This window comes from Tardiphaga sp. (genome assembly GCF_044340795.1).
Lineage (GTDB): Bacteria > Pseudomonadota > Alphaproteobacteria > Rhizobiales > Xanthobacteraceae > Tardiphaga.
Genome location: NZ_JBIISY010000075.1, coordinates 1 through 26,158, shown reverse-complemented (window position 1 = coordinate 26,158; position 26,158 = coordinate 1). Strand labels below are relative to the sequence as shown.

At 63.5% G+C, this 26,158-nt stretch carries 24 protein-coding genes; 8 read left to right on the top strand and 16 right to left on the bottom strand.

Annotated elements, in window-relative coordinates:
- Nucleotides 1-19 precede the first annotated feature (19 nt).
- The 4 genes from ACIQ17_RS14365 to ACIQ17_RS14350 all read right to left on the bottom strand — a co-directional run bounded on the left by ACIQ17_RS14365 (nucleotide 20) and on the right by ACIQ17_RS14350 (nucleotide 4,099).
- The gene (locus tag ACIQ17_RS14365; RefSeq protein WP_398469712.1) at nucleotides 20-760 is read right to left on the bottom strand and encodes a peptidase; all 741 of its coding nucleotides are present in this window, start codon (nucleotides 758-760) and stop codon (nucleotides 20-22) included.
- A 77-nt stretch (nucleotides 761-837) separates the two neighbouring features.
- Nucleotides 838-1,674 carry a transglutaminase domain-containing protein gene (locus ACIQ17_RS14360; protein ID WP_398469710.1) on the bottom strand — a complete coding sequence of 279 codons (837 nt, stop codon included), beginning with the start codon at nucleotides 1,672-1,674 and terminating at the stop codon, nucleotides 838-840.
- 2 nt (nucleotides 1,675-1,676) lie between these two features.
- Complete coding sequence (locus tag ACIQ17_RS14355) at nucleotides 1,677-2,621, bottom strand: alpha-E domain-containing protein (RefSeq protein ID WP_398469708.1); 945 nt, start codon at nucleotides 2,619-2,621, stop codon at nucleotides 1,677-1,679.
- A gap of 59 nt (nucleotides 2,622-2,680) precedes the next feature.
- Nucleotides 2,681-4,099 (bottom strand): circularly permuted type 2 ATP-grasp protein, encoded by a 1,419-nt coding sequence (locus ACIQ17_RS14350; RefSeq protein ID WP_398469706.1) that lies wholly within the window; start codon nucleotides 4,097-4,099, stop codon nucleotides 2,681-2,683.
- Between the two features lie 222 nt (nucleotides 4,100-4,321).
- Between ACIQ17_RS14350 and ACIQ17_RS14345 the strand changes: the two genes are divergently transcribed.
- From ACIQ17_RS14345 to ACIQ17_RS14335, 3 genes are all read left to right on the top strand, one after another.
- Complete coding sequence (locus tag ACIQ17_RS14345; protein ID WP_398469704.1) at nucleotides 4,322-5,056, top strand: competence/damage-inducible protein A; 735 nt, start codon at nucleotides 4,322-4,324, stop codon at nucleotides 5,054-5,056.
- Between the two features lie 31 nt (nucleotides 5,057-5,087).
- The gene (gene gpt / locus ACIQ17_RS14340; RefSeq protein WP_398469702.1) at nucleotides 5,088-5,612 is read left to right on the top strand and encodes a xanthine phosphoribosyltransferase; all 525 of its coding nucleotides are present in this window, start codon (nucleotides 5,088-5,090) and stop codon (nucleotides 5,610-5,612) included.
- A 132-nt stretch (nucleotides 5,613-5,744) separates the two neighbouring features.
- Entirely contained in the window at nucleotides 5,745-6,383 is a 639-nt protein-coding gene (locus tag ACIQ17_RS14335) for a hypothetical protein (RefSeq protein WP_398469700.1), read from the top strand.
- 64 nt (nucleotides 6,384-6,447) lie between these two features.
- Here the strand turns inward: ACIQ17_RS14335 and ACIQ17_RS14330 are convergent, their stop codons facing one another.
- Complete coding sequence (locus ACIQ17_RS14330; protein WP_398469698.1) at nucleotides 6,448-7,470, bottom strand: methionine synthase; 1,023 nt, start codon at nucleotides 7,468-7,470, stop codon at nucleotides 6,448-6,450.
- A gap of 121 nt (nucleotides 7,471-7,591) precedes the next feature.
- Between ACIQ17_RS14330 and ACIQ17_RS14325 the strand changes: the two genes are divergently transcribed.
- From ACIQ17_RS14325 to ACIQ17_RS14310, 4 genes are all read left to right on the top strand, one after another.
- Nucleotides 7,592-8,296 carry a glutathione S-transferase N-terminal domain-containing protein gene (locus ACIQ17_RS14325; protein ID WP_398469696.1) on the top strand — a complete coding sequence of 235 codons (705 nt, stop codon included), beginning with the start codon at nucleotides 7,592-7,594 and terminating at the stop codon, nucleotides 8,294-8,296.
- A 136-nt stretch (nucleotides 8,297-8,432) separates the two neighbouring features.
- Entirely contained in the window at nucleotides 8,433-9,047 is a 615-nt protein-coding gene (locus ACIQ17_RS14320; protein WP_398469694.1) for a 2-hydroxychromene-2-carboxylate isomerase, read from the top strand.
- A complete protein-coding gene (locus ACIQ17_RS14315; RefSeq protein ID WP_398469692.1) occupies nucleotides 9,047-10,024 on the top strand; it encodes an NADPH:quinone oxidoreductase family protein in 978 nt (325 codons plus the stop codon). Before ACIQ17_RS14320 ends, ACIQ17_RS14315 begins: the two co-directional genes overlap by 1 nt.
- Nucleotides 10,025-10,101: 77 nt before the next feature.
- Nucleotides 10,102-12,147, top strand: a complete 2,046-nt coding sequence (locus tag ACIQ17_RS14310) for a methyl-accepting chemotaxis protein (protein ID WP_398469690.1) — start codon at nucleotides 10,102-10,104, stop codon at nucleotides 12,145-12,147.
- A gap of 133 nt (nucleotides 12,148-12,280) precedes the next feature.
- On the opposite strand, the gene ACIQ17_RS14305 is transcribed toward ACIQ17_RS14310, so the two are convergent.
- The 11 genes from ACIQ17_RS14305 to ACIQ17_RS14255 all read right to left on the bottom strand — a co-directional run bounded on the left by ACIQ17_RS14305 (nucleotide 12,281) and on the right by ACIQ17_RS14255 (nucleotide 24,889).
- Nucleotides 12,281-12,697, bottom strand: coding sequence for a hypothetical protein (locus ACIQ17_RS14305; protein WP_398469688.1), 417 nt, complete (start codon nucleotides 12,695-12,697; stop codon nucleotides 12,281-12,283).
- Between the two features lie 68 nt (nucleotides 12,698-12,765).
- Nucleotides 12,766-13,491, bottom strand: a complete 726-nt coding sequence (locus tag ACIQ17_RS14300) for an esterase/lipase family protein (protein ID WP_398469686.1) — start codon at nucleotides 13,489-13,491, stop codon at nucleotides 12,766-12,768.
- A gap of 8 nt (nucleotides 13,492-13,499) precedes the next feature.
- Nucleotides 13,500-14,390, bottom strand: coding sequence for a crotonase/enoyl-CoA hydratase family protein (locus ACIQ17_RS14295; protein WP_398469684.1), 891 nt, complete (start codon nucleotides 14,388-14,390; stop codon nucleotides 13,500-13,502).
- A gap of 155 nt (nucleotides 14,391-14,545) precedes the next feature.
- Nucleotides 14,546-15,961, bottom strand: a complete 1,416-nt coding sequence (locus ACIQ17_RS14290) for an amidase (RefSeq protein ID WP_398469682.1) — start codon at nucleotides 15,959-15,961, stop codon at nucleotides 14,546-14,548.
- 5 nt (nucleotides 15,962-15,966) lie between these two features.
- Nucleotides 15,967-17,127: a M20 aminoacylase family protein gene (locus ACIQ17_RS14285; protein ID WP_398469680.1), complete on the bottom strand. Its 1,161-nt coding sequence runs from the start codon at nucleotides 17,125-17,127 to the stop codon at nucleotides 15,967-15,969.
- Nucleotides 17,128-17,159: 32 nt separating this feature from the next.
- Nucleotides 17,160-18,329 (bottom strand): M20 aminoacylase family protein, encoded by a 1,170-nt coding sequence (locus tag ACIQ17_RS14280; RefSeq protein ID WP_398469678.1) that lies wholly within the window; start codon nucleotides 18,327-18,329, stop codon nucleotides 17,160-17,162.
- Nucleotides 18,330-18,340: 11 nt separating this feature from the next.
- Nucleotides 18,341-19,864, bottom strand: a complete 1,524-nt coding sequence (locus tag ACIQ17_RS14275; RefSeq protein WP_398469676.1) for a M81 family metallopeptidase — start codon at nucleotides 19,862-19,864, stop codon at nucleotides 18,341-18,343.
- 141 nt (nucleotides 19,865-20,005) lie between these two features.
- A complete protein-coding gene (locus ACIQ17_RS14270) occupies nucleotides 20,006-21,700 on the bottom strand; it encodes an ABC transporter ATP-binding protein (protein ID WP_398469716.1) in 1,695 nt (564 codons plus the stop codon).
- 5 nt (nucleotides 21,701-21,705) lie between these two features.
- Nucleotides 21,706-22,590 carry an ABC transporter permease gene (locus tag ACIQ17_RS14265; protein ID WP_398469674.1) on the bottom strand — a complete coding sequence of 295 codons (885 nt, stop codon included), beginning with the start codon at nucleotides 22,588-22,590 and terminating at the stop codon, nucleotides 21,706-21,708.
- 13 nt (nucleotides 22,591-22,603) lie between these two features.
- Entirely contained in the window at nucleotides 22,604-23,545 is a 942-nt protein-coding gene (locus tag ACIQ17_RS14260) for an ABC transporter permease (RefSeq protein WP_398469672.1), read from the bottom strand.
- 210 nt (nucleotides 23,546-23,755) lie between these two features.
- Nucleotides 23,756-24,889 (bottom strand): M20/M25/M40 family metallo-hydrolase, encoded by a 1,134-nt coding sequence (locus ACIQ17_RS14255; protein ID WP_398469670.1) that lies wholly within the window; start codon nucleotides 24,887-24,889, stop codon nucleotides 23,756-23,758.
- Nucleotides 24,890-25,234: 345 nt separating this feature from the next.
- On the opposite strand from ACIQ17_RS14255, the gene ACIQ17_RS14250 reads away from it, so the two are divergent.
- Nucleotides 25,235-26,158 (top strand): ABC transporter substrate-binding protein (locus tag ACIQ17_RS14250; protein WP_398469714.1); only part of this gene is annotated, 924 nt, incomplete at its 3' end.

Sequence of the window (26,158 nt, the reverse complement as noted above, 5' to 3'; positions counted from 1 at the left end):
CTCAACCCATCCTACGATCTCAGCTCTTGTATGGCGGCCGCGGGATGTTCTGGTGTGCCGCGCGCAGCGCCGCCGACCAGCGCGAGCGCAGGTCGTGGAAGTATGGCTCGCCGGCCTCGATGCGGTGATTGAGATCGGCATCGCAGACATCGGTGCGCACCACCAGCACGTCGATGGGCAGGCCGACGCCGATATTCGAGCGCATGGTCGAATCCATCGAGATCAGGCCGGTCTTCAGCGCCTCGTACAATTCGACATCGTAATGCATGGCGCGATCCAGCACCGGCTTGCCATATTTGTGCTCGCCGATCTGCAGATAGGGCGTGTCCACCGTGCATTCGATGAAATTGCCGGCCGGATAGATCATGAACAGCCGCATCTTGTTGCCGGCGATCTGGCCGCCGAACAGGAACGAGACGTCGAAATTGATGTCTTCCGCTTCCAGCGCCTTGCCTTCGGTCGAGCTCACATGCCGGATCGCCCGGCCGATCCGCTTCGCCGCCTGGAACATGGTCGGCGCATTCATCAGCGTCTCGAGCTCGCCCGTCTCGGGATTTTCCAGACCCTCATTGAGGGTGGAGATCACCGACTGGCTGATGGCGAGATTACCGGCCGAGGCGATCGCCAGAATGCGCTCGCCGGGCTGGTTGAAGATGTGCAGCTTGCGGAAGGTGGAGACATTGTCGAGGCCGGCATTGGTGCGCGTGTCCGCGATCATCACCAGGCCGTCCTTCACCAGAATTCCGCAGCAGTAAGTCATCGTTCAATCCCGTAAGCCTGAAAGCGTCTTACGCGCGGTTGGCGGGCCGGGCAACAGCGGAACTCCGCCCTACGAGATCAGCTCTGGAACTGCGACTGGCCGCGGTCCGAGACCTTGTCGACGCGGACCGCCACGGTCAGCGTCTCCATGCCGCCACCATAGCGGGTGCCGCGCACAGGCGCAGCCCCGAGGTAATCGAGGCCGATGGCGATGCGGGCATGGGCATCGGTGGTGCAGATGGCATTGGCGGGGTCGAAGCCGACCCAGCCGAGTCCGGGCACATGGGCCTCGGCCCAGGCATGGCCGGCCTCCTGCTGATTCGCCCCGTCGGCGCGCCAGAAATGGCCGGAGACGAAGCGGGCCGGGATGCCGCCCATCCGCGCGCAGGCGATGAAGATATGCGCGTAATCCTGGCATACGCCGCGCTTCAGGGCGAAGGCCTCGCTGGCGGTGGTGCCGCTGCTGGTCGGATCGGTGTCGAAGGTCATATGCGTGTTGATGCCGAGCATCAGCGCATGCAGATAGCCGAGTGCATCGCTGTCCGCCGTCGGCGTCAGTTCGCGCGCAAACGTCTCCATCGCCGGCGTGACATCGGTGAGGTCCGTGGGGCGCAGGAACAGGCTGGGCGGGAAGCGCTCGTCGGTGCCGCGCAGCACGCCGCCGGTGTCCTGGGTCTCGATCAGCCCTTCCACCGTAATGGTGAGGTCCGACAGCGGCCCGTGGGTCAACACATGGGTGACATTGCCGAACGCATCCTCGTGCCTGTCGAGCCGCGAGTCGGTGGAGACGTCGATCTGCCAGTCCGCCACATATTGGCTGTCATGACTGCCGGGCGTCATGCGCAGAATCTGGATGACGCCGGACGCCGGCGGCTCATAGCGATAGGTGGTGGAATGGGCGATGCGGAGGCGCATGTTCAGATCAAATACTGCTTGCCGATGATTTCGCCCAGCCGATTGTTGTCGGCAATGAATTCCTGGATGAATTCATGCAGGCCGCGCTGGAAGATATCGTCGATATGGCTGTGTTCAAGCCTGTTGCGGACACCGCGGGCATGACGCTGGGCGGCGCCCTGGCGGCCATAGGCGACGCCGATCTGGTCGAGATTGCGGACGAGATTACCGTAGCAGCTCGCCAGCGAGCGCGGCAGCGTGTCGTTGAGGATCAGGAGGTCCGCGATCAGCCAGGGCTTCAGCGTCTCGCGATAGACCCAGTGATAGGCCGTCAGCGCCGAGACCGAGCGCAGGATCGAGGTCCACTGATAGTAATCGAGGGGGCCGCCGACATGCTCGTCCTGTGGCAGCAGAAGATGATACTTCACGTCGAGAATGCGCGCAGTGTTGTCGGCGCGTTCCAGATGCAGGCCGAGCCGCGAGAACCAGTAGGCATCGTTGCGCAGCATGGTCCGGTAGGCCGAGCCGTCGAAACGCAGCGAGGTCTCCTGCACGAAGCGCAGGAAGCGCGCCAATTGCTCGCGCGACTTGGTGCCGTTGCTCCAGACCGACTGCAATTCCAGCCACGCGCCGTTGATGGTGTCCCACATCTCGCCGGTCAGCGCCGTGCGCACCGAGCGCGCATTCAGGCGCGCGGCCTCGATGCAGTTGCGGATCGATGACGGATTGTCGGGCGCAAACGCGATGTATTCGACGACGCTCTCTTCATCGGCCGTCTCGTGCTTGGCGTGGAAGCCGAAATTCATCCCCGCGGTCTGCAGCGCCGAGTCCCATTCATTGGTCTGGCCGACATAGGCGCTCGGCAGCGCGGTGACCCGCAGCGTCGCCTCGATGGTGCGCGCGAGATATTCCGCGCGTTCGATATAGCGGGCCAGCCAGTAGAGGTTTTCAGCGGTGCGCGACAGCATGCGAAAATGTAACTCGTTCAAATTCGTCGTTAATCGAACTCAACTCGCGAGGCGCAGCCTCACTCATCCAGAATCCACGTATCCTTCGTGCCGCCGCCCTGGCTTGAATTCACCACCAGCGAGCCCTCCTGCAGCGCCACGCGGGTGAGGCCTCCGGGGACGACATTGATGTCCTTGCTGCCGGTGAGGACGAAGGGCCTGAGATCCACATGGCGCGGTGCGAGACCGGAAGCCGTACAAGTCGGGCAGGTCGACAGCGCCAGCGTCGGCTGGGCGATAAAACCTTCCGGCTCGCGCTTCAGCTTGTCGCGAAATGCCTCGATGGTCGCCTTCGTCGCGGCCGGGCCGATCAGCATGCCGTAGCCGCCGGAGCCGTGCACTTCCTTGACGACGAGGTCGCCGAGATTGTCGAGCACATAAGCGAGGTCGCCGGCCTCGCGGCAGCGCCAGGTCGGCACGTTTTTCAGGATCGGCTCTTCACCGAGATAGAATTTCACGATGTCCGGCATGTAGCTGTACATCGCCTTGTCGTCGGCGATCCCGGTGCCCACCGCATTGGCCAGCGTGATATTGCCGGCCATGTAGGCCGACATCAGGCCGGGCACCCCGAGCGCCGAATCCGGGCGGAAGGTGAGGGGATCGATGTAGTCGTCGTCGAGCCGGCGATACAGCACGTCGACGCGCTTCAGCCCTTCGGTGGTGCGCATGAAGACCTCGTCGTTCTTGACGATGAGGTCGCGGCCCTCGACCAGCTCGACGCCGAGCTTGTCGGCCAGGAACGAGTGCTCGTAGAAGGCGGAGTTGTAGACGCCGGGTGTCAGCAGCGCGACGGTCGGTTCGGTGGAAGCCGAGCGCGGCGCCACCGAGCGCAGGCAGGACAGCAGCTCGTCCGGATATTTCTCCACCGGCGCCACGCGATGCCGCGCGAACAGGTCGGGAAACAACCGCATCATGATCTCGCGGTTCTCCAGCATGTAGGAGACGCCGGAGGGCGTGCGGGCATTGTCCTCGAGGACGTAGAATTCGTCGGGATCGGTGCGGACGATGTCGATCCCGGCGATATGGACATAGACGTCGTGCGGCACGTCCTGGCCATTCATCTCCGGCCGGAACACCGGGTTCTGGAAGACGAGATCGTCCGGCACCACGCCCGCGCGCAAAATGTCGCGGCCGTGATAGATGTCCTTCAGGAACATGTTGATGGCGCGGGTGCGCTGCTTCAGGCCGGCTTCCAGCCGCAACCATTCCTTGCCGGAAATGATGCGGGGAATGACATCGAAGGGGATCAGACGCTCGGTGGACTCGGCCTCGCCATAGACGGCGAAGGTGATGCCGATGCGGCGAAACAGCAGCTCGGCCTCTGCGCGGCGATGTTCAAGTGCGTCCGGCGGCGTCTCGGCGAGCCAGCGGGAGAGTTCCTCATAGGCCGGGCGGAGCGCACCATCGAGCCCATTCATTTCGTCGAACGCGAGTGCCATGGTCCCCTGACTGGTGTTCGAAGCCGTGTACAAGATTGCACGACTGAACGTGATGGTAGCAAGGGCCGGGCCAGCCCGATATGCATTCTGAGCGGGCAATTCGTAGGGGATGCCATCCGGCTGCCTGAAAAATTGGCTGGACGCTGCACGTTTGAGCGGCATAACCGGATGACATCGGGGCCGCCTCCGCGCATGGTCCCGATAAAGGCGAGGAAGTGAGACATGACCGAGATCGTGACGGCGTCCATTCTGGTGATCGGCGACGAGATTCTGTCCGGCCGGACCAAGGACAAGAACATCGGCTATATCGCCGAATACCTCACCAATATCGGCATCGACCTCAAGGAGGTCCGCGTTGTCTCCGACGACGAGGCGGATATCGTCGCCGCGCTCGATGCCCTGCGGAAGCGCTACGACTACGTTTTTACCACGGGCGGCATCGGGCCGACTCATGACGACATCACCGCGGATGCGGTGGCCAAGGCCTTCGGGGTCAGCATCGATCATCACCCGGAAGTGGTGGCGCGTTTCCAGGAGCGTTTTGGCGCGGACCTCAACGAGGCGCGTCTGCGCATGGCGCGCATTCCCGATGGTGCCGATCTGATCCAGAGCGCGACCATCCTCGCGCCGGGCTTCAAGATCGAGAATGTCATCGTGATGGCCGGCGTCCCCAGCATCATGCAGGCGATGATGGACATCGTGGCGCCGAAGCTGAAATCCGGCGTGCGCATGTTGTCCGACACAGTGAAGGCGAACGCACGTGAGGGTGATGTCGGCGGTCCGCTGCGCGAGATCGCGCAGGCGCATCCCGATACGATCATCGGCAGCTATCCGTTCATGGATGAGGCGGGCAAGCCGAACACCAATCTCGTGGTGCGCTCGCGCGACCAGGCCAAGCTCGACGCCGCGATGGATGCGGTGAAGGAGATGCTTGCGGGGCTCGCCGCCACGAAGTAACAGGCGGGCCGTTTTTTCTAAGGAGTAAGACATGGCAGATCATCCGGAGCTGAGCGCGCAGGAGCGCGCCGGCAAGGCGTTTCCGGTGTCGTGGGATCAGTTTCATCGCGACTGCCGCGCACTGACCTGGCGGCTCAACAGCGCGGGACCTTTTGCAGCGATCGTGGCGATCACCCGCGGCGGACTTGTGCCGGCGGCCATCGTGGCGCGCGAACTCGGCGTGCGCGTCATCGATACGGTCTGTATCGCGAGCTACGACCACAACAAGCGCGGTGAATTGCAGGTGCTGAAGGGCGTCTCCGATGCCACGACGAAGCTCGGCAACGGCACCGGCAAGGGCCTGTTGATCGTCGATGATCTCGTCGACACCGGCAAGACCGCGCGCATGGTGCGCGACATGCTGCCCGACGCGCATTTTGCGACCGTCTATGCAAAGCCGATGGGCCGCCCGCTGGTGGATACGTTCATCACCGAGGTGTCGCAGGATACGTGGATCTTCTTCCCGTGGGATCTCGGTCTGTCGTTCCAGCCGCCGATGCGGGATGGGGCGGCGTAACTGCGACTGCGCCGGGCTCCAACTGTCGTCACCCGGCTTGACCGGGTGACCCAGTAAACACAGGCGGGCTGAGTATACTGGATCGCCCGGTCGAGCCGGGCGATGACAGACAGAGCAAGGGAGACGCGCGACATGCCCCTTCAGAACCGCGTCACCCCCTTCGGCGACATCGTCGCGACCCCCGAGCGCGGTCTGTTCACCGGCAATCGCGGCATCATCCACGATCCCGGCACCAAGACACTCCTGAACAAACGCTGGTCGAATCCAGCCTGGATCACCTGCGTCTGCGAATTCCGCGGCCGCCGCCGCGATGTCATGGCGACGCGCAGCTGGACCGAACTGTTCTTCCTCGATGAGGCCACATCCTTCGCCGCCGGCCATCGGCCGTGCTTCTACTGCCGACGCCACGACGCCAACCGTTTTCGTGCGGCGTGGGAGCAGGGCAATGGCGTGAGTGCGATCCGTGCGCCGGAGATGGATGCGGTGTTGCATCGCGAGCGGCTGGACGGGCGAGCAAAGCGTTTGCATCCGCTTGAGGGGCCGATCACGGGACTCCCGGATGGCGCGATGGTCGATGCGGGCGGTGAGAGCTATCTGATCGCGCAAGGGCGCGCGTGGCAGTGGTCGTTCGCGAGCTACGCGGCGGTCGATGATGCTCTCCGCGATGCTCAATTGCTGACACCACCATCGACGTTGCGCGCCTTTCGCGCTGGATACAGGCCGGCGCTGCATCCAAGCGCCGATACTCAGCCGTCATTGCGAGGCGCGTAGCGACGAAGCAATCCAGGGCCACCAGCAAAGGCTGGATTGCTTCGCTGCGCTCGCAATAACGGAGTTACCCCAACTTCTCCCGCGCCAGACGCGCGCCAGCGCCCAGCGCGCGCAGCTTCGCTTCCGAAATATCCCGCTGCATCGGCGCCATGCCGCAATTGGTCGTGGCGACGATCCGCTCCTTCGGCACATGCTTCATCACTGCCTCGATGGTGGCGACCACATCCTCCGGCGTCTCAACGTCATCGCTGGCGACATCGATCACGCCCGCCTGAACCACCTTGTTCTTCAACAGCCCGAGCAGTTCCAGCGGCACCCGCGAATTGCGGCATTCGATGGCAACCTGCTGGATCGGCGAGGCATCGATGGCCGGGAAGATCTCCTCATACTGCCGCCATTCGCCGCCGAGGGTTTCCTTCCAGTCCGTATTGGCCTTGATGCCATAGCCGTAGCAGATGTGGACGGCAGTGGCGCAGGTCAGTCCCTGTGCAGCGCGCTCCAGCGCCTTCACGCCCCAGTCGGCGGCATCCTTCATGAAGACGTTGAAGGCCGGTTCGTCGAACTGGATCATGTCGACGCCATTAGCCTGCAGGGCCAGCGCTTCCTGATTGAGCAGCTCGGCAAACGCAAACGCCATCTCGACGCGGTCGCTATAGTGGCTGTTCGACAGCGTATCGATGATGGTCATCGGGCCGGGCAGGGTGAACTTGAACTTGTTCCTGGTATGCGCCCGCACCACCTGCGCTTCGACATCATGCACGCGGCCCTTGAGCTGCAGCGGCGCGATCACCTGCGGCACCATCGCCTTGTAGCGATCATTGCGGATGCCCATCTCGACCTTGTTCTTGAAGTCGATGCCCTCGACCTTTTCGAGGAAGCCATGGACAAAATGCTGCCGCGCCAGTTCGCCGTCGGTGATGATGTCGATGCCTGCATCTTCCTGCACCTTCACCGCCAGCAGCGTGGCGTCGCGCTTGGCGCGCTGCAGGTCCTCGCCCTGGGCACGCCAGGTCGGCCACAATTTGTTGGGCTCGGCGAGCCATTCGGGCTTCGGCAGCGAGCCGGCGATGGTGGTTGGAAACAGCATTGTTCGCTCCCCGGAATTGTTCATTGTGGCCGCCTGTCTGCCATGTTCCGGCCTCCGCGTATATGGGATTGCGCATCGGTGGGCGAGGGCTAGAATCGCGCAAAACAGCGTGAGGAAACCGATGATCGACCTGCATTACGCGCCGACGCCGAACGGCTGGAAGATCACCATCATGCTGGAGGAATGCGGCTTGCCTTACACGGTGGTGCCGATGCAGCTCGGCCGCGGCGACCAGCACCAGCCGGAATTCCTCAAACTCTCCCCCAATGGCCGGATGCCGGCCATTGTCGATCATGCGCCGGCCGATGGCGGCGAGCCCATCTCCATGTTCGAGAGCGGCGCGATCCTGATCTATCTCGCCGAAAAGTCCGGCCGCTTCATGCCGTCCGATCAACGCGGCCGCTTCAATGTGATGCAATGGGTGATGTGGCAGATGGGCGGGCTCGGCCCGATGCTCGGCCAGAACGGCCATTTCCTGCTCTACGCCCCCGAAAAGATTCCCTATGCCATCGATCGCTACACCCGCGAGGCGAAGCGCCTGTATGGCGTGCTCGATGCGCATCTCGCGGATGGCCGCGATTACATCGCGGGTGACTACTCCATCGCCGACATGGCCTGCTTTCCGTGGATCATGACCCATAAGGCGCAGGGCCTGACGCTGGATGACTTTCCGAACGTGAAGCGCTGGTACGCACTGCTCCGCGCCCGGCCGCAGGTGCAGGCCGGTCTCGCCGTCGGCAAGGCGGAGCGCAAGCCGATGGATGAGCAGGCAAGGAAGATCATGTTCGGCGTCGATGCGCCGGCGCATGCGCAACAGCAGCAATAGCTCTATTGTCGTCACCCGGCTTGACCGGGTGACCCAGTAAACACCGCTATGTCGGCGTGTACTGGATCACCCGCTTTCGCGGGTGATGACAACAGGAGAGCAAAACGAAAAAGAAACAAACCAGAGGAAACACCCGATGATCGAATTCTTCTTCGACTGCTCCAGTCCCTGGACCTATCTCGCCTTCCACAACATCCAGCCGCTGGCGAAGGAGGTCAATGTCGACATCGCCTGGCGCCCGATCCTGGTGGGCGGCATCTTCAACACGATCAATCCATCCGTCTATCAATCGCGCGAGACGCCAGTGCCGGCCAAGGCGCGCTACATGAAGAAGGATCTGGGCGACTGGGCGCGCTCCTCAGGTCTCGCCATCAAGATGCCGCCGACGGTATTTCCGGTGAACAGCGTCAAGGCGATGCGCGGGTGCATCTGGCTGCTGCGCGAGCAGCCGGAAAAGATGGTGCCGTTTGCCCGCACCGTCTTTGAAATCTACTGGGGCGAGGATCAGGACATCTCGAAGGACGACGTGCTGACGGAGGTGTGCCAACGCACCGGTGTCGATCCCGCAGCGTTCTTCGCCGGGATCAGCGAGCAGGAGATCAAGGACCAGCTCAAGATCAACACCGATGAAGTGATGGCCCGTGGTGGTTTCGGTTCGCCCACCATCTATCTCGACAAGACCGACATGTATTTCGGCAATGACCGGATGCCCCTGATCCGCGAGGCGCTGCAGCGCCGGAGTGCTGCCTGATGCCGAAGGCGATCGTCTGCCGCGCCCTCGGTGCGCCCGAAATCCTGCGCCTTGAAGATTTCCCGTCGCAAGTGCTGAAGCCCGGCCAGGTCCGTGTCCGCATTCGGGCCGCCGGGATCAATTTTCCCGATATCCTGATGGCAGCCGGCGAATATCAGCTGAAGCCGGAACTGCCGTTCACGCCGGGCATGGAGGCGGCCGGCGACATCAGCGAGATCGCTGACGATGTGACGGGCTTCAAGCCTGGCGACCGCGTCATCGTCAAGCTGCGCTTCGGCGGCTATGCCGAGGAAGTCGTCGTCGCGCCCTCGCAGCTCACGTTGCTGCCCTCTACCTTCGACTATGCGGAGGGCGCGACCTTCCTCGCCGCGCATGGCACCGCGCATCATGCGCTGGTGGATCGCGGGCAGGTCAAGGCAGGCGAGGTGCTGCTGGTGCATGGCGCCGGTGGTGGTGTCGGTCTCGCGGCCGTCGAGATCGGCAAGCTGCTGGGTGCCACTGTGATTGCGGCCGCATCCTCTGAGGAGAAGCTCGCCGTCGCCAGGGCGCGCGGCGCCGATCACGGCATTCTCTATGGCGCCGAGCCGTTCAAGGATGCGGTCAAACGCATCACCGATGGCAGGGGCGCGGATGTCGTGTTCGATCCCGTCGGCGGCGACATCTTTGAACAGAGTCTCCGCTGCATCAACTGGGGTGCGCGCCTGCTGGTGATCGGCTTCACCGGCGGCATCGGCGTTGCGAAGACGAATCTCGTCCTCATCAAGGGCGCCAGCGTGCTGGGCGTGCGCGCCGGCGAAGCCGCGCGGCGCGATCCGAAGATCGGGCAAGAGCGGTTGAAGACGCTGTTCGCATGGGCCGAAGCCGGCAAGGTCCGACCGAACGTTTCGCATCGGTTACCGCTGGCCGACGTTGCACAAGCGATGCGCTTGCTGACTGATCGAAAGGCAATTGGCCGTGTTGCGCTGCTGATGGAGTGATCAAACTTTGGTCACTTCGGTCCGGCGGTTCATTTACGAATATTCCCGTAAAACGTGTGTCACAGCTGAGGGTGACCATGTTGAAACATACCAAGATCCTTTACCGCATTGCTCTGTCCGCCATTCTTCCCCTGATCATCGTCGCCGCCCTGGCGGCCTATGAAATCGCCAGCAAGGCGAGCGTCTATGCCGAGATGGACCGGCTCGCGCCGGTCGCCGCGGGCGTCACCAAACTCAGCCGCCTCGTGCATGAATTGCAGAAGGAACGCGGCATGACCTCCGCCTTCCTCAGCAGCAAGGGCGCGCAGATGCGCAGCGAGCTGCCGGAGCAGCGCAAGCGCACCGACGCAGAACGCGTCGTCGCCATGCCTGCACTTGATGAACTCAAGCGCGCATCGGCCAGCGATCTTGCCTCCGCCGCCGATCGCGCCAGTGATGTGATCGGCAAGCTCGATGCGTTGCGCAGCGAAGTCGACACTCTCGCGCTCGCGCCGCCCGCCGCCGTCGGTCGCCTCACCGAGACGATCGCAAGGCAGATCGCCGTCATCACCGGCATCGCGAAACTCAGCAGCGATGACGATATTTCCAAGGCGATCTCCGCCTATGCCAATCTGATCGAAGGCAAGGAGCGGGCTGGGCAGGAGCGCGCGCTCAATGCCGGCGCCATCGCCGCCGGCAAGTTCGAGCTGCCGGCCTTTTCACGCGGCATCGGCCTTGCCGCGGGGCAGGAGGGCTTTTTCGCTGCCTTCCGCGCCTCGGCGACGCCGCAGGCGCTGGCGCTGTTTTCACGCAGCATGTCCGGCCCCGTCATCGAGCGCGTCGACGCGATGCGAAAAACCATCGAGCAGGGCGGCCTCGCCGGCGATTTCAAGGGGCTGGACAGCAAGACATGGTTCGATGCCAGCACCGCGCGCATCGATCTGTTGAAGGCGATCGAGGATGGTCTCGCCGATCAGCTCGCCAGAACGGTGGGTGGCAAGAAGGCGGATGCCGCCAGTACGCTCACCATCGCCTCGGTGCTGATGTTGCTGGCGCTGCTCGTCAGCGGCGCCGCGGTGCTCGCCATGGCGCGCAGCATCACGCGCCCGATCGGCGACTTGTCGGCGTCGATGACCGATCTTGCCAATGGCGATGTCACCACCGCCATCGGCGGCACCGACCGCCGCGACGAGATCGGCGGCATGGCGCGTGCAGTGGCCTTCTTCAAGGACAACATGATCAGGACCAATGAGCTCAGCGCTCGCGAGGCCGAGGACGTCAATCGCCGCAGCCAGCGTAGCGCGCGCGTGACCGAGCTCACCGGCCGCTTCGACGACGAGATCGGAGCCTTGCTGTCGTCGTTGACGGCGGCATCCTCGCAGCTTCACGGCACGGCGGAATCACTCAGCACCACCGCCGGCGAAACCATCCGTCAGGCGACGGTGGTGACGGCGGCGTCGACGGAAACCTCCACCAATGTGCAGACCGTCGCCGCGGCGGCGGAAGAGCTGTCGAGCTCGGTGGTCGAGATCGGCCGTCAGGTGTCGCATTCCGCGGCCATCGCCCAGAAGGCGGTGGAGGAGGCCGGCCGCACCAATGACACGGTGATGGCGCTGTCGTCGGCGGCCGAGCGTATCGGCGATGTGGTCAATCTCATCACCGAGATTGCCAGCCAGACCAATCTGCTGGCGCTCAACGCGACCATCGAGGCCGCACGCGCCGGCGAGGCCGGTCGCGGTTTCTCGGTGGTGGCGTCCGAGGTGAAGAGCCTCGCCGGCCAGACCGCAAAAGCCACCGAGGAGATTCGCGCCCAGATCGCGGCGATCCAGTCGTCCTCCGGCGATGCGGTCGATGCCATCCGCGCGATCACCGGCACCATCGGCACCATGAACGAGATCGCATCGTCCATCGCCAGCGCGGTGGAAGAGCAGAGCGCCGCGACGCAGGAAATCGCGCGTAATGTCCAGCATGCAGCACAAGGCGCCAACGAGATCTCGCGCACCATCAGTGGCGTCACCGACATGGCCGGCGATACGGGCTCATCGGCCGGCGACGTGCTGTCCGCCTCCGACGATCTCGCCCGCCAGTCCGGCCAGATGCGCGATCAGGTCGAGCGCTTTTTGGCGGCGATCAAGGCGGCGTAGACCTGGACACGCGCTGTCGTCGCCCGGCTTGACCGGGCGACCCAGTCGACACGGGCAATTGTGATGAAGCAGGATTGTCCGTGATTACTGGATCACCCGCCTACGCGGGTGATGACATTCGGAGAGATGGCGATCACTCCACAGTCCGCCCTTCCTGCGGCAAACAGCTCCGCACGATCTGGCCACAGGCCGCATCGCGATAGTGCGAGATATCCGTCGCGCCGGCATAATGCACCTCGCTGACCTTGCCGCCGGCAAAGCGCATCTGCACGCGGCAATAGCCCACGGGCACCGCGCCGCCGACACTCAGCCCCAGAGGCAGCGTCACTGCCACCGGCGCCACACCCGCCGGCGAGCTCGTATTGCGCTCATACATCCAGATCTCCGTGCGGCCGTCCTTCACGGTGCCGTTAGGAAATCCCGCACACATGCGGATGGTGGATTGATCGAGACCGATCAGCGAGCTGCGGCCCTCCAGGGCCCATTTCGCCTCGCGATCGGCGCAGCCGGCCAGCAGCAATGCCAGCGGCAGAAGTGTGAATTGGCGCATCGTGTCCCCAAACTGCGCTTTGCGTTGGCGGGGATCATAGAGAGGGCTACCGCTGCGTTGCAGCAAGCTCAGCGCAAGCGCGTATGCGGCCAGCGTATGGAACGATGCAGAACTCTGCGCCATGGCCGCGCGAACCGTCCGTCCTTCAGGAATGCGATCGTCTGTGCGATCGCCGCCCTGTGCTTCATCATGAACGCATGGGACGCCGGAATCACGACGTGATCGGCCATCCCGTCGAGCTTCGTGCGTTCGACGGTGACACGGCCGTCGTCGGCGCCGGGGAGCATGAAGCGCGAGGCGACGGGATCGAGCGAGTGATTGCCGGCGATCACGCCGACCGGATAATCCACCGGCGGCAGCAATGCTTCCGTGGCCGCGTCGCGCGATGTCACCAGCTGTTGTCCGGCCGGTCCGAAATACAGCCGATAAAGCAGCCGGCCTTTGAGGCGATCCGCGATCTCGCTGCCGCCATTCGGCGTGCCCAGCATGATCACGCGGCCGAGCCGCGCAGGGCGGTAGCGCGCGATATAGGCGCGCGCCAGCAGGCCCCCCATCGAATGGCAGACGAAATGCGTGCAGCCGTCATTGGCTTCCGTGAAAGGCGCGATGGCGGGATGGATGTCGTCCACCAGCACCGACAGCGGCTTCTCCCGGCTGGGATAGCCGATGTTCCGCGTGGCGAAGCCGGCCTTGTCCACTGCCTGCTGCAGCTTGATCAAGGAGCGGAACGAGCGGCTGATGCCGTGCAGGAAAACGACGCCCTCGGATGGACGACCGGAGGGCGTCGGAAGCATTTAGGGTCTCACTTGTAACCGCGCTCGTCCCACCACGGGAAGTAGTCGGGCATGTCAGCGCTGACCTTGTTCTTAAACTCTGCCGGGCGTTTTTCAAGGAAGGCGACGACGCCTTCCTTGACGTCCTCCGATCGCCCGCGGGCATAGATGCCGCGGCTGTCGATCTTGTGGGCTTCCATCGGGTCGTCCATGGCGGACAGGCGCCACATCATCTGCCGGATCAGCGCCACCGAGACCGGCGCGGTCTTTTCCATGAAGGTCTTTGCCAGCGCCCGAGCCGTGGGCAGCAATTCGTCATGCGGCACCACCTTGCTGACGAGGCGGCCGGCAAGGGCCTCCTGCGCCGGGAACACACGGCCGGAATAGCACCATTCCAGCGCCTGCGAGATGCCGACAATGCGCGGCAGGAACCAGCTCGATGCTGCTTCCGGCACGATGCCGCGCTGGGAGAACACGAAGCCGAAGCGCGCATTCTCGGAGGCGATGCGGATATCCATGGCGAGCTGCATGGTCGCCCCGATGCCGACCGCGGGGCCATTGATGGCGCCGATGACGGGCTTGAGGCACTTGAACATGCGCAGCGTCACCTGGCCGCCGCCGTCGCGGGCCATCTCGTCGCTGTAATCGACGCTGCCGTCGGCGTTGCGGCGCACCGGCCCGCGCCGCGCATCGCGGTCGAACGTATTGCCGCCCGAGGAGAGGTCTGCGCCTGCGCAAAAACCGCGGCCGGCGCCGGTGATGATGATGGCGCGCACATTGTCGTCGGCATCGGCCTTGTCGAAGGCGTCGATCATCTCCGCCTGCATGGTGGCGTTATAGGCGTTGAGCTTTTCGGGGCGGTTCAGCGTGATGGTGAGGATCTGGTCCTCGACGCTGTAGAGGATGGTCTCATAGGCCATGTCGGTTTCTCTCCCGTTATTATTGTTGTTTTTGAAGCACGTCCGGACGGCTTGTTCAACGCCGTCATTGCGAGGAGCGCAGCGACGAAGCAATCCAGTTCTTCCTGACGGAAAAAGACTGGATTGCTTCGCTACGCTCGCAATGACGGAGAAAATTACTTCGGCGCCACCGGCCACGGCTTCTGCGGCCCGCGGATGCCTTCGAAGAACTTCGCCATCTTCAGCACGCCATGGTCATCGAACCGACGCCCGGCAATCTGCAAGCCGATGGGCATGCCCTTGGCGCTGAAGCCAGCATTGACGGATGCCGCCGGGTTCTCCGCCATGTTCCACGGCACGGTATAGCCGATGTGCTCCAGCGGGCGCTTGCTGTCATTGGTCGGCGAGGGGAGTTCTGCGCTGTAGCTCACGATCGGTGCCACCGGCGACAGCATGTAGTCGAGATCGGCAAAGGCCTTTGCCGCATTGGCGCGGATCGCCATGGTGCAGTTGAAGCCACGCACCACGTCGCCGCCTGACAGCTGCGAACCGCCTTTCGCCCAGTCGAAGATGAAGGGCAGGATTTTTGCCTGCGCATCCGGCGGAAGCTTCGAGATGTCATCCCATGCCCGCGCGCGCCAGAACGCATCGAGCCCGATCAGGTGATCGCCATTCATCACCCACGGCACTTCCACGATGGTCGCACCTGCGGCTTCGAACGCCTTCGCCGCAGCACGCACCGTTTCGCGCACTTCGGCGTCGAGCGGCAGGCCAAAATCCACATCGAGGGTGAGGCCGATGCGCAGGCCTTTTGGCGAGAAACCGTCGAGCTTCGTCCAGGCGATATCCGCCGGCGGCAGGCTCATGCCGTCGCGCGCGTCGGGCAGCGACAGCACGCTCATCATCAGCGCGGTGTCGTCCACGGTGCGCGTCATCGGTCCGGCGCAGCGGCCGACGAAGGGTGGATCGATCGGCACGCGGCCGAGGCTCGGCTTCAGCGTCGCGAGGCCGCACCAGCCCGCGGGCAGGCGCACGGAGCCGCCGATATCGGTGCCGAGATGCAGCGGGCCATAGCCGGCCGCAGCAGCCGCACCGGCACCGGCGGAGGAGCCGCCGGGATTCTGCGTCAGGTCCCACGGATTGCGCGCCAGCGTGTGGAAGCTGGAGAGGCCGGACGACAGCATGCCGTAATCCGGCATGGTCGTCTTGGAGAAGATCACCGCGCCGGCTTCGCGCAAACGTGCGGCGGGTGGCGCATCGACGTTGTAAGGCACCAGCGTCGTCGCCGCGGTGCCGAGCGGAATGGGATGTCCCTTGGTGGCGATGTTTTCCTTCACCGTGGTCGGCACGCCGTCGAGCGGGCCGACCGGCGCGCCCTTGGCCCAGCGCGATGTCGATTCCTTCGCGACAGCACGCCCGACCTCGGGCTCGAAGGCATAGAGTGCGCCGAGCTGCGGCTCCCATGTGGCGATATGGGAAAGCACGTCCTCGAGCGCTTCGCTCGGCGAAAAGGTCTTCGCCTTGTAGCCGGCGATCAGCTCGACCGCCGACAGTTCATGGAGTGCGGTGGCCTTGCTGATCCCGTCGGTCATGGCGGCTACACCGGCAGCCGGGTTTCGATGATGCGGGCGAACATGCTGGCACCGATCGGCAAAATCTTGTCGTCGAGATAGAAGCCGGGATTGTGCACCGGCACCGAGCCTTCATGGCCGACCCAGAAATAGGCGCCGGGGACGGCATGCAGCATGTCGGCGAAATCTTCCGAGCCCATTTTCGGCTTCGAACGCGTGATCGTGTTCGCATCGCCGACAATCATGCGGGCGACATCTTCCACGGCCTTCGAGTGCTCTTCCTGATTGACCAGCACGCTAAAACCGTCGCGGATATCGACGGTGATCTCGACGTCGAAAGCGGTGGCGATGCCCTTGGCAAGCGCATGCATGCGGTCGCGGATCTGCTGGCGCACGGTCTCCGAGAAGCAGCGCACGGTGCCGCACAGCTTCGCATCATCGGGGATAACGTTATAGGCCGAACCTGAATGGATCTGGGTGATCGACAGCACCGCCGACTGGAACGGATCGACATTGCGGCTGACGATGGACTGCATCGCCTGGCCGAGCGTCATCGCGATGATCACCGGATCCTTCGAGCGCTCCGGCATCGCGCCGTGGGCGCCATAGCCCTTGATGTGGATGTCGAAGAAATCCGCTGCCGCCATCGCGGGGCCGGGGAAGATGCCGACTTCGCCGTGATTCATGTCGGGCGCGTTGTGGAGGCCGTAGATCTCGTCGCAGGGAAACTGCTTGAACAACCCGTCCTTGATCATGGCGCGCGCGCCGCCGAGGCCTTCTTCGGCGGGCTGGAAGATGAAGTGCACGGTGCCGTCGAAATTGCGGGTCTCGGCGAGATAGCGCGCAGTGCCGAGCAGCATGGTGGTGTGGCCGTCATGCCCACAGCCATGGAAGCGACCGGGGATGGTCGAGCGCCAGGCGAGATTGGTGTTCTCTTCCATCGGCAGCGCGTCCATGTCGGCGCGGAGGCCGATGCGCTTGGTGCCCGAGCCCTTGCCCTTCAGCGTGCCGACCACGCCAGTGCCGCCGAGGCCGCGATGCACTTCCACGCCCCATGAGGCGAGCTTCTCGGCGACGATGCCGGAGGTGCGGACTTCCTCGAAACCGATTTCCGGATGCGCATGCAGGTCGCGGCGGATGGCGGTGAGTTCGTCGGCGAAGGCGTCAATGCGTTCGAGTGTGGGCATGATGATGATCCGTTGATAGCCGCGGGAATGAGTTAGCTGTTGGCCAATGGCAGGCGTGTCTCGATGATGCGCGCGAACATGCTGGAGCCGATCGGCAGCGCCTTGTCGTCGAAAATGTAGCCGGGATTATGCAGCGGCACCGAGCCTTCCTGGCCGAGCCAGAAATAGGCGCCGGGCACGGCATGCAGCATGTCGGCGAAATCCTCGGAGCCCATGATGGGGCGGATACCGGTCTGCACATTGGCGTCGCCGACAATGGTGCGCGCCACGTCTTCGACCGCCTTGGACTGCTCTTCCTGATTGACCAGCACGCTGAATCCGTCGCGGATCTCGACCTTGATCTCGCAATCGAATGCGGTGGCCATGCCAGCGGCCAGCGTCTTCATCCGCTCGCGGATCAGCATGCGCATGTCGTTGTCGAAGGTGCGGGTGGTGCCGCACAGCCGAGCCTCGTTGGGGATCACGTTATAGGCCGAGCCGGAATGCAACTGGGTGATCGACAGCACCGCGGATTTCAGCGGATCGGCATTGCGGCTGACAATGCTCTGGATCGCCTGGCCGAGCGCCATGGCGACGATGACCGGATCCTTGGAGCGGTTGGGCTGCGCGCCATGGGCGCCGTAGCCGCGGATGGTGATGTCGAAGAAATCCGCCGCAGCGAGATTGGGGCCGGGGAAGATGCCGATCTCGCCGTGATTCATGTCGGGTGCATTATGCAGCCCGTAGATCTCGTCGCAGGGAAACTTGTCGAACAACCCGTCCTTGAGCATCGCACGCGCGCCGCCGAGGCCTTCTTCGGCGGGCTGGAAGATGAAATGCACGGTGCCGTCGAAATTGCGCGTCTCGGCGAGATAGCGCGCGGTGCCGAGCAGGATGGTGGTGTGGGCGTCATGGCCGCAGCCATGGAAGCGGTTCGGAATGGTGGAGCGCCAGGCGAGATTGGTGTTCTCTTCCATCGGCAGCGCGTCCATGTCGGCGCGAATGCCAATGCGCTTGGTGCCGTTGCCCTTGCCCTTCAGCGTGCCGACCACGCCGGTGCCCCCTAAGCCGCGATGCACGTCGATGCCCCAGCTCGCAAGCTTGTCGGCGACGATGCCGGAGGTGCGGACTTCTTCAAAGCCGACCTCCGGATGGGCGTGAAAATCGCGGCGGATGGCGGTGAGGTCGTCGGCAAACGCCTGAATGCGATCGAGCGTGGGCATGGGCGTATCCGTTACGGAACGAGGGCAGGGGACGAGGTTTCCGGCGTGAATGGCGCGCCGTTCGGCTTCAGCTTGATGCCTGGACGCAGATGCTGCCACGGCAACACCGACGTATCCGCCGGCATTGCGCCCGGCGCGGCGCAGATCATCAGCTGGCCTGCGATCGGCTCGAAGTCGGCGCGGAAATGCACGGAGCTCTTGTTGACGAGAATGTTCTGCTCGGTCGGCTCGATGCCGACATAGCGATACATGGCCTGGTCGGCGAGCTGGGCCTTGTGTGAGGAGATGACGACGCGCACATCGTCGATGCGCAGGCAGGCCGAGGGGCCCATGTCCATGTCGCGGCCGCCATAGTAGGGACCGGGCGCGACGAATTTGCCGTCGGAGAGTTTCTCGACGACGAATGTGTTTTCGTAAGGCGCATCGCCGGGAATGCCGGACTTGCCGCCGATGGAAAGCTTGACGGTGGCGCCTTCGCCCGCTTCATGCGCGGCCTTGGCAGCAGCGGGATCATAGATCACGCCATGGGCGGCCTTGATCGCCTTGTTTTTCACCAGCGCGCGCAGCATGCCGGTGGTGTCGGAGTCGCCGCCGGCGCCCGGATTGTCCTGCGTGTCGGCAATCACCACCGGCTTGCTCAGCGTCTTCGCCAGCTCCATCGCATGCAGCACGCCTTCGTCGGGCTGCCAGATCTTGCCGTCGAAATCATTCTCGTGGCCCAGCACCAGTTTCACCACGGTCTCCGCCGCGGCATCCGCATCGGCCTGCGTCACGCCATAAGCGAACACGCTCGGGCAGCAATGAGCGAAGTCCGCCGCCGGAAAGCCCGGACAGAAGGACAGCGTCGGCACCTGGTCGTCTTCCAGCGCCGCCAGCTTCTGATAGATGCCCTTGGTCGGCTGGTCATTGGTGCATTGCCAGGAGATCGGGATCAGGAACGGCAGCTGCCGGAACGCCTTGGCGAAGCGGTTGCCGGTCAGCAGCAGCTCCATATGGCGCGCCGAGGCGCGGCCGGTATCGGCCATGTCCACATGCGGATAGGTGCGGTAGGCGATCAGCGCATCGGTGTATTCGACGCTCTCCGGCGAGATGTTGCCGTGCAGGTCGAGGCTGACCACGAACGGAATGTCCGGTCCGATAACTTCGCGCACGCGGCGCGCGATCTCGCCTTCGCCGTCGTCGAGATGTTCGGTCACCATGGCGCCGTGCAGGTCGAGATACACGGCATCCAGCGGCATGGCCTTCCTGATGCCCTCGATCATCTCGCCGACGATGCGCTCATAGGCGTCTTCGGTGACATGCGCGGAGGGGCTGGCGCCGCAGGCGATGGTCGGGATCAGCTCCCAGCCGCGGGCTTCCGCTTCCTCGACAAAGCCGGCCAGGCCGACATTGATGCCCCGCATCACTTTCAGCACATCGGCGCCGTGCGTCATCGACGGCCAGCCGCCGCCATGCACGAAGGCCTCATAGGTGGCCTTGGTTGGGGCGAATGTATTGGTCTCGTGCAGGAAGCCGCCGACGGCGATACGGGTCATGAAGGCACTCGGTTCGCAGAATGATCGTCATTCCGGGCTGCGCCGAAGGCGAAGACCCGGAATCTCGAAGTGCTTATCACTGCAAGATTCTGGGTTAGCGTCCGGCAAGGGCCGGCCGCGCCCCGGAATGACGGGATGATACTAGACGGCCGACGCCACCAAAGCGGGATCGACCGGACGGAAGTTGGCGAAATCCCATCCCCGTCCGGGCGCCGCGTCAAGCAGCTGCTTGGTATAGGCCTGCTGCGGATTTGCGAGGACTTCAGCGGCCGGGCCCTGTTCCACAACTTTGCCGTGCTGCATCACAGCGACATCGTCGCAGATCTGCGCGGCGACGCGCAGATCGTGGGTGATGAACAGGATGGCGATGCCGAGCCGGGTCTGGATGTCGTCTAGGAGCTTCAGCACCTGGGCCTGTACCGACACGTCCAGTGCCGACACCGCTTCGTCCGCCACCAGAACTTCCGGATCGAGCGCGAGCGCGCGCGCAATGGCGATGCGCTGGCGCTGGCCGCCGGAGAACTGATGCGGATAGCGATTGACGGCATCCGCGGGCAGGTCGACCAGTTCGAGCAGCTCGCGCGCGCGGGCCATCGCGACCGAACGCTTGGTGCCGAAATTGATCGGGCCTTCGCAGATCGATTCACCGACGGTGATGCGCGGGTTGAGCGAGCGGTACGGATCCTGGAACACGATCTGGATCTTCTTGCGATGCGGCTGCAGCGCACGGCGCGACAGGTCCGAGATCTCGCGGCCGGCGAGGCGAATGCCGCCCGAGGTCGGATCGATCAGGCGGACGATGCAGCGCGCCACGGTGGACTTGCCCGAGCCGCTCTCGCCGACGATGCCGAGGGTGCGGCCCTTGCGCAGGGTCAGCGTCACATCCTTCGCGGCGTGGACCTCGCGCGGCTTTCCGATGAAGGAGCGCTCGCGATAGACCTTGCCGAGTTCATTGGCTTCCAGCACCACCGGATTGAAGCCTTCCTCGATCCGCGGCGGCCGCGGCACCAGGCTCGGCACCGAGGACAGCAGGTTGCGGGTGTAGTCCATCTCCGGATTGCTGAGGATCTGCTTCAGCGGCCCGGTCTCGACGAGGCGGCCCTGACGCATGACAGCGACGCGATCGGCGATGTCGGCCACCACGCCCATGTCATGGGTGATGAACAGCACGGCAGTGCCGTGATCCTTCTGCAGATCGCGCATCAGCTTGAGGATCTGCGCCTGCGTCGTCACGTCGAGCGCGGTGGTCGGCTCGTCGGCGATCAGCAGCTTTGGCTCGAGCACCAGCGCCATGGCGATCATGATGCGCTGGCGCTGGCCGCCGGAGAGGCGGTGCGGGTATGAACTGAAGATCCGCTTCACGTCGGGTAGGCGAACCTGCTCCATCATGTCGAGGATCTTGGCGCGACGTGCGCTGCTGCCGAGACTGGTGTGGGTGCGCAGCACTTCGTCGATCTGCTTGCCGACGGTGACGACCGGGTTCAGCGCTGTCATCGGCTCCTGGAAGATCATCGCCATGGTGGTGGCGCGCAGGTCACGCAGGCGGCGGTCGCTCGCCTGTAGCACGTCCTCGCCGACGAGCTTGATGCTGCCGGAGGTCGCCTTCAGCGAATCCTTCGGCAGCAGGCCCATGGTGGCGAGCGAGGTCACCGATTTGCCCGAGCCGCTTTCGCCGACCACGCAGAGCGTCTCGCCCTGGCGTACCTGCAGCGACACGCCGTCGAGGATCTTCTTGCCTTTGCCGTCCTTGCCGACGGCGACGACGAGGTTCTCGATATCGAGAGCGATGGGACGTTCGTTCAAAGGCGTGCTCTCGTTCAAAACAGGTTTCACGATGTCGTTCACTTGCCGGCCTCCCGCTGTTGCATGCGGGGATCGAGTGCGTCGCGCGCGGCGTCGCCGATCAGGTTCACCGACAGGATGGCGACGGACAACAGCAGTCCGGGCCAGAAGATCAGCGAAGGCTTGACCTGGAAGAAGGCGCGGCCCTCGGCCATGATGTTGCCCCAGGTCGGCGTTTCCGGCGAGATGCCAGCGCCGAGGAACGACAGGATCGCTTCAGTGAGAATGGCGGAGGCGGCGATGAAGGTGCCTTGCACGATCAGCGGGGCGACGGTGTTCGGCACCAGATGCTTCCACATGATCTTCGGCATGCTGGTGCCGAGCGAGATCGCGGCTTCCACATAGGGCTCTTCACGCGCCGACAGCACCACCGAACGGACCAGACGCGCCACGCGCGGAATTTCCGGAATGGTGATGGCGATCAGCACGGTGGTGAGCGTCGCGCCGGAGAGCGACACCACGGCGATCGCCAGCAGCACGCCGGGCATCGCCATCAGGCCGTCCATGACGCGCATCAGGATGGCGTCCATCCATTTGAAGAAGCCTGAGAACAGGCCGATGCACAGGCCGATGACGATGCTGGTGACAGCAGCGCCGAGACCGATCAGCAGCGAGATGCGACCGCCATAGAGAATACGCGCCAGCACGTCGCGCCCATAGGCGTCGGTGCCGAGCAGATATTCCGGGCTCGCCGGCTTCAGCCGCATCGCCGGAGCGAGAAGCTGCGGATCATGCGAGGTCAGCCAAGGCGCGAAGATCGCCGACAAGATCACCAGCGTCAGGCAGATCGTCGCGATGGCGATGATCGGCGTTGCCGTGAGGAAGCCAAGCGACGGACCGCGGCGTGAGGGAAGGGCGGGATTGGGGAGAGACTCGATCGCCATCGTTTGCGATTTCCTAGTAACGAATGCGGGGATCGAGCAATGCGTAGGCAAGGTCGATAAGCAGATTGACACAGACATAGACGCCTGAGGTCAGCAGGATCATGGCCTGGATCACCGGGAAATCGCGCGCCAGCACGGCATCGACGGTGAGGCGTCCGATGCCGGGCAGGTTGAACACGCTCTCGGTGACCACGACGCCGGAGATCAGCAGCGCAAAGCCGGTGCCGATCACGGTGATGACCGGCACGGCCGCGTTGCGCAGCGCATGGCGGAACAGCACCGAGCCTTCATTGATGCCCTTGGCGCGCGCGGTGCGGACGAAATCCTCGCCGAGCACGTTGAGCATCGCCGCGCGTGTCATGCGCGCGATCAGCGCCACATAGACGAAGGAGAGGGCAACGGTGGGCAGCACCATGCGTTCGAAGAACGGGCCGAAGCCGCGCGAGATGCTGCGGAAGCCCTGCACCGGCACCCAGCGCAGCTCGATCGCGAAGATCTGCACCAGCACGTAGCCGATCACGAAGACGGGCACGGAGAAACCGACCACCGACAGCGCCATCACGAGACGGTCGATCCAGGTGCCGTGCTTCCATGCAGCGATGACGCCGAGCGGAATAGCCACGCAGATCGACACCAGCATCACGCTCAGGGCGACGCTCAGGGATGGCTCGATGCGCTGATTGACCATCTGCAAGACGGGCACGTTGGAGATCAGCGAGGTGCCGAAGTCGCCATGCAGCAATCGCCAGACCCAGCTGAAGAACTGCGTATAGAGCGGCTCGTTGAGCCCGAGCGAGGTCCGGATGCGCTCGAGTTGCTCCGGGGTTGCATTGTCGCCCGCGATGATCGCGGCGGGATCGCCCGGTGTCAGCCGCAGCAGCAAGAAGACGAACAATGCCACCACGCCCATCACGGGAATGGCCGCCAGAATTCGGCGAATGAGATATCCGAGCATAACGCTTTCCTATTGGTCGTGTTGTTCGAACGTAACTGGACCAGATCGGTCAACCGGAAACGTCACGGGCGCACAGCAATTGATCTTCATCAGTCAGACAGTCGCGATGCGCCTCAACCCGAAATTTTCTGAGTAAAAAGGTAGCAAGTCCCGTGCCACTTTTTTGATCCGCACATCACGGAGGCAATGTGCGGACCGGTCGTCATTGCTTCAATCGAGCGTGGCCAGCAATCCCGCCATCAGTCGACCACGGTCGACCAGGCTCTGAGCGATGATGTATTCGTTCAGCGTGTGCATGTCGGCGCCATGCACGCCAAGGCCGTCAAGCGTCGGGATACCCATGGCGCCGGTAAAATTGCCGTCCGAACCGCCGCCCTTTGGGCCATGGGTCAGTTCAGGCAGGCCGAGGCTGGCATTGATGGCCTTGGCCTTCTCGAACAGCGCCATGGTTGCTGCGGAGGGTTCCCAGACCGGACGCGTCACGCCGCGGGTGACCTTGAACTGCACGTCATTCTCGGTGCCCGACAGAGCGAGCATGCGCTCGACGCCCTTGTCGAGATCGTCCTGGCGTTTGGCCATGCTCAACGCTTCCGCCGTACAGGATGAAGCTACGCAATTGACCCATTGGCCGCCGTGCACGACACCGACGCTGAACGTGCAGTCCGGGCCGGTCATCTCGTCGATCTGGACGATTTTCTTCGCCATCTCGCGGATTGCCGAGCGGCCGTTCGACAGCGTGGCACCGGAATGGCTGGGGCGGCCGATGGTTTCGAGATTGAAACGGGCGATGGCATAGCGACCGGAGACGACGCCGTTATTCGCTGCGCCGGGCTCCGGCACCAGCACATATTTGTTGCGCGCGGCTTCGGCTTCGATGATGTCGCGGGTGGAGGGGGTGCCGACTTCCTCGTCCGGCGTGAACAGCACGGTGATCGGCAGCGGCGTGGTGTAGGAAATGCGCATCAGCTGGCGGATCGCTTCGACCGACAGATAATTACCGCCCTTCATGTCGCAGATCGCGGGGCCGTAGCAGAGTTCGCCGTCGCGGCGCCATTTCAGTTTCTCGATGGTGCCGACCGGATGCACGGTATCCATGTGACCCGCGATCAGGATGCCCGGCTCGCCGAATTTCGGGTGTGGAAAACGGGCGCGGATGCAACCGCCGAAACCCTGACGCCCTGCGATGCGCTCGATGGTCGCACCCATGATCTGCATGTCGCGCGCGGCGAGATCGAGCATGCTGTTGACGGCATTCGCATCCCAGGTGGGGCTTTCACATTCGACCCAGACGCGCAGGCCTTTCAGCATGTCTTCGAGATCGAAGGGAAGTTCGGCGGGATTCATCAAATCATTCCTCTTGGGTGAGAACTTTTGTCATCCATGATTGTGCGCGACATGAGGTTGATCATATCGCGTGCGCTCATGCGCGACATTGCAGCAGCGTGATTGCCTTTGCAAATTAACGATGCACATCGCCACAGATCGTTGCGGACATGTTCTGTTGAGCGAACCCTGGAACGAGTCGATGCATACCGTTGAAAACACGATTGACCCGCCTCGCGCATGATGCAAGGCTTTGAAGCCTAATTTACAAAGGCAATATGCGAAGGGGCTCAAAATTCCATCGCATTGCACAATCGATCATCGATCGATGATGAGATTCCAGTCAGGAGAGACTTAGTGTTTGATATGTCACGTTGGCTGCGTTCCGCGGCCATCACGAAATTCGCGCTGCCGGGTTTGGCGGTTGCAGCTTCCCTCGCGCTGCCGGTGCTGTCGTCGCCGGCTCATGCTGCGGGCAAGACCATCACCGCGGTGATGCATTCCGACCTGCGCGTGCTCGATCCCGGCATCACCACCGGCTATATCGTCCGCGATCACGGCTACATGGTTTTCGATACGCTGCTCGGCATGAACTCGAAATACGAGATCAAGCCGCAGATGGCGGACTGGAAGGTCTCCGACGACAAGCTTGTCTATACATTCACGCTGCGCGACGGCCTCTTGTGGCATGACGGCAAGCCGGTGACCGCCGAAGACTGCGCCGCCTCGCTGAAGCGTTGGGGCCGCAATGACGGCATGGGCCAGAAGCTCATGGACTTCACCAAGAGCATCGAGGCGCCTGACGCCAAGACGATCGTGCTGACGCTGAAGGAGCCCTACGGTCTCGTTCTGGATTCGATCGCAAAACCGTCGTCGCTGGTGCCGTTCATGATGCCGAAGCGTCTCGCCGAGACGCCGGCCGGCAAGGCGATTGCCGAGCAGATCGGCTCGGGTCCGTTCAAATTCGTGCAGTCCGAATTCCAGCCGGGCGTGAAGGCGGTCTACGAGAAATTCAAGGAGTACAAGCCGCGCTCCGAGCCGACCGACTGGCAGGCCGGCGGCAAGGTGGTGAAGGTCGACCGCGTCGAATGGATCACCATGCCCGATGCACAGACCGCAGTGAATGCGCTGCAGTCGGGTGACATCGACTTCATGGAGAACGGTCCCTACGACCTGCTGCCGGTCCTGGAGAAGGATCCGGAGCTGAAGATCGAAGTGCTGAACCCGCTGGGCTTCCAGACCTTCGGCCGCATGAACTTCCTCAACCCGCCCTTCGACAATCCGAAGATT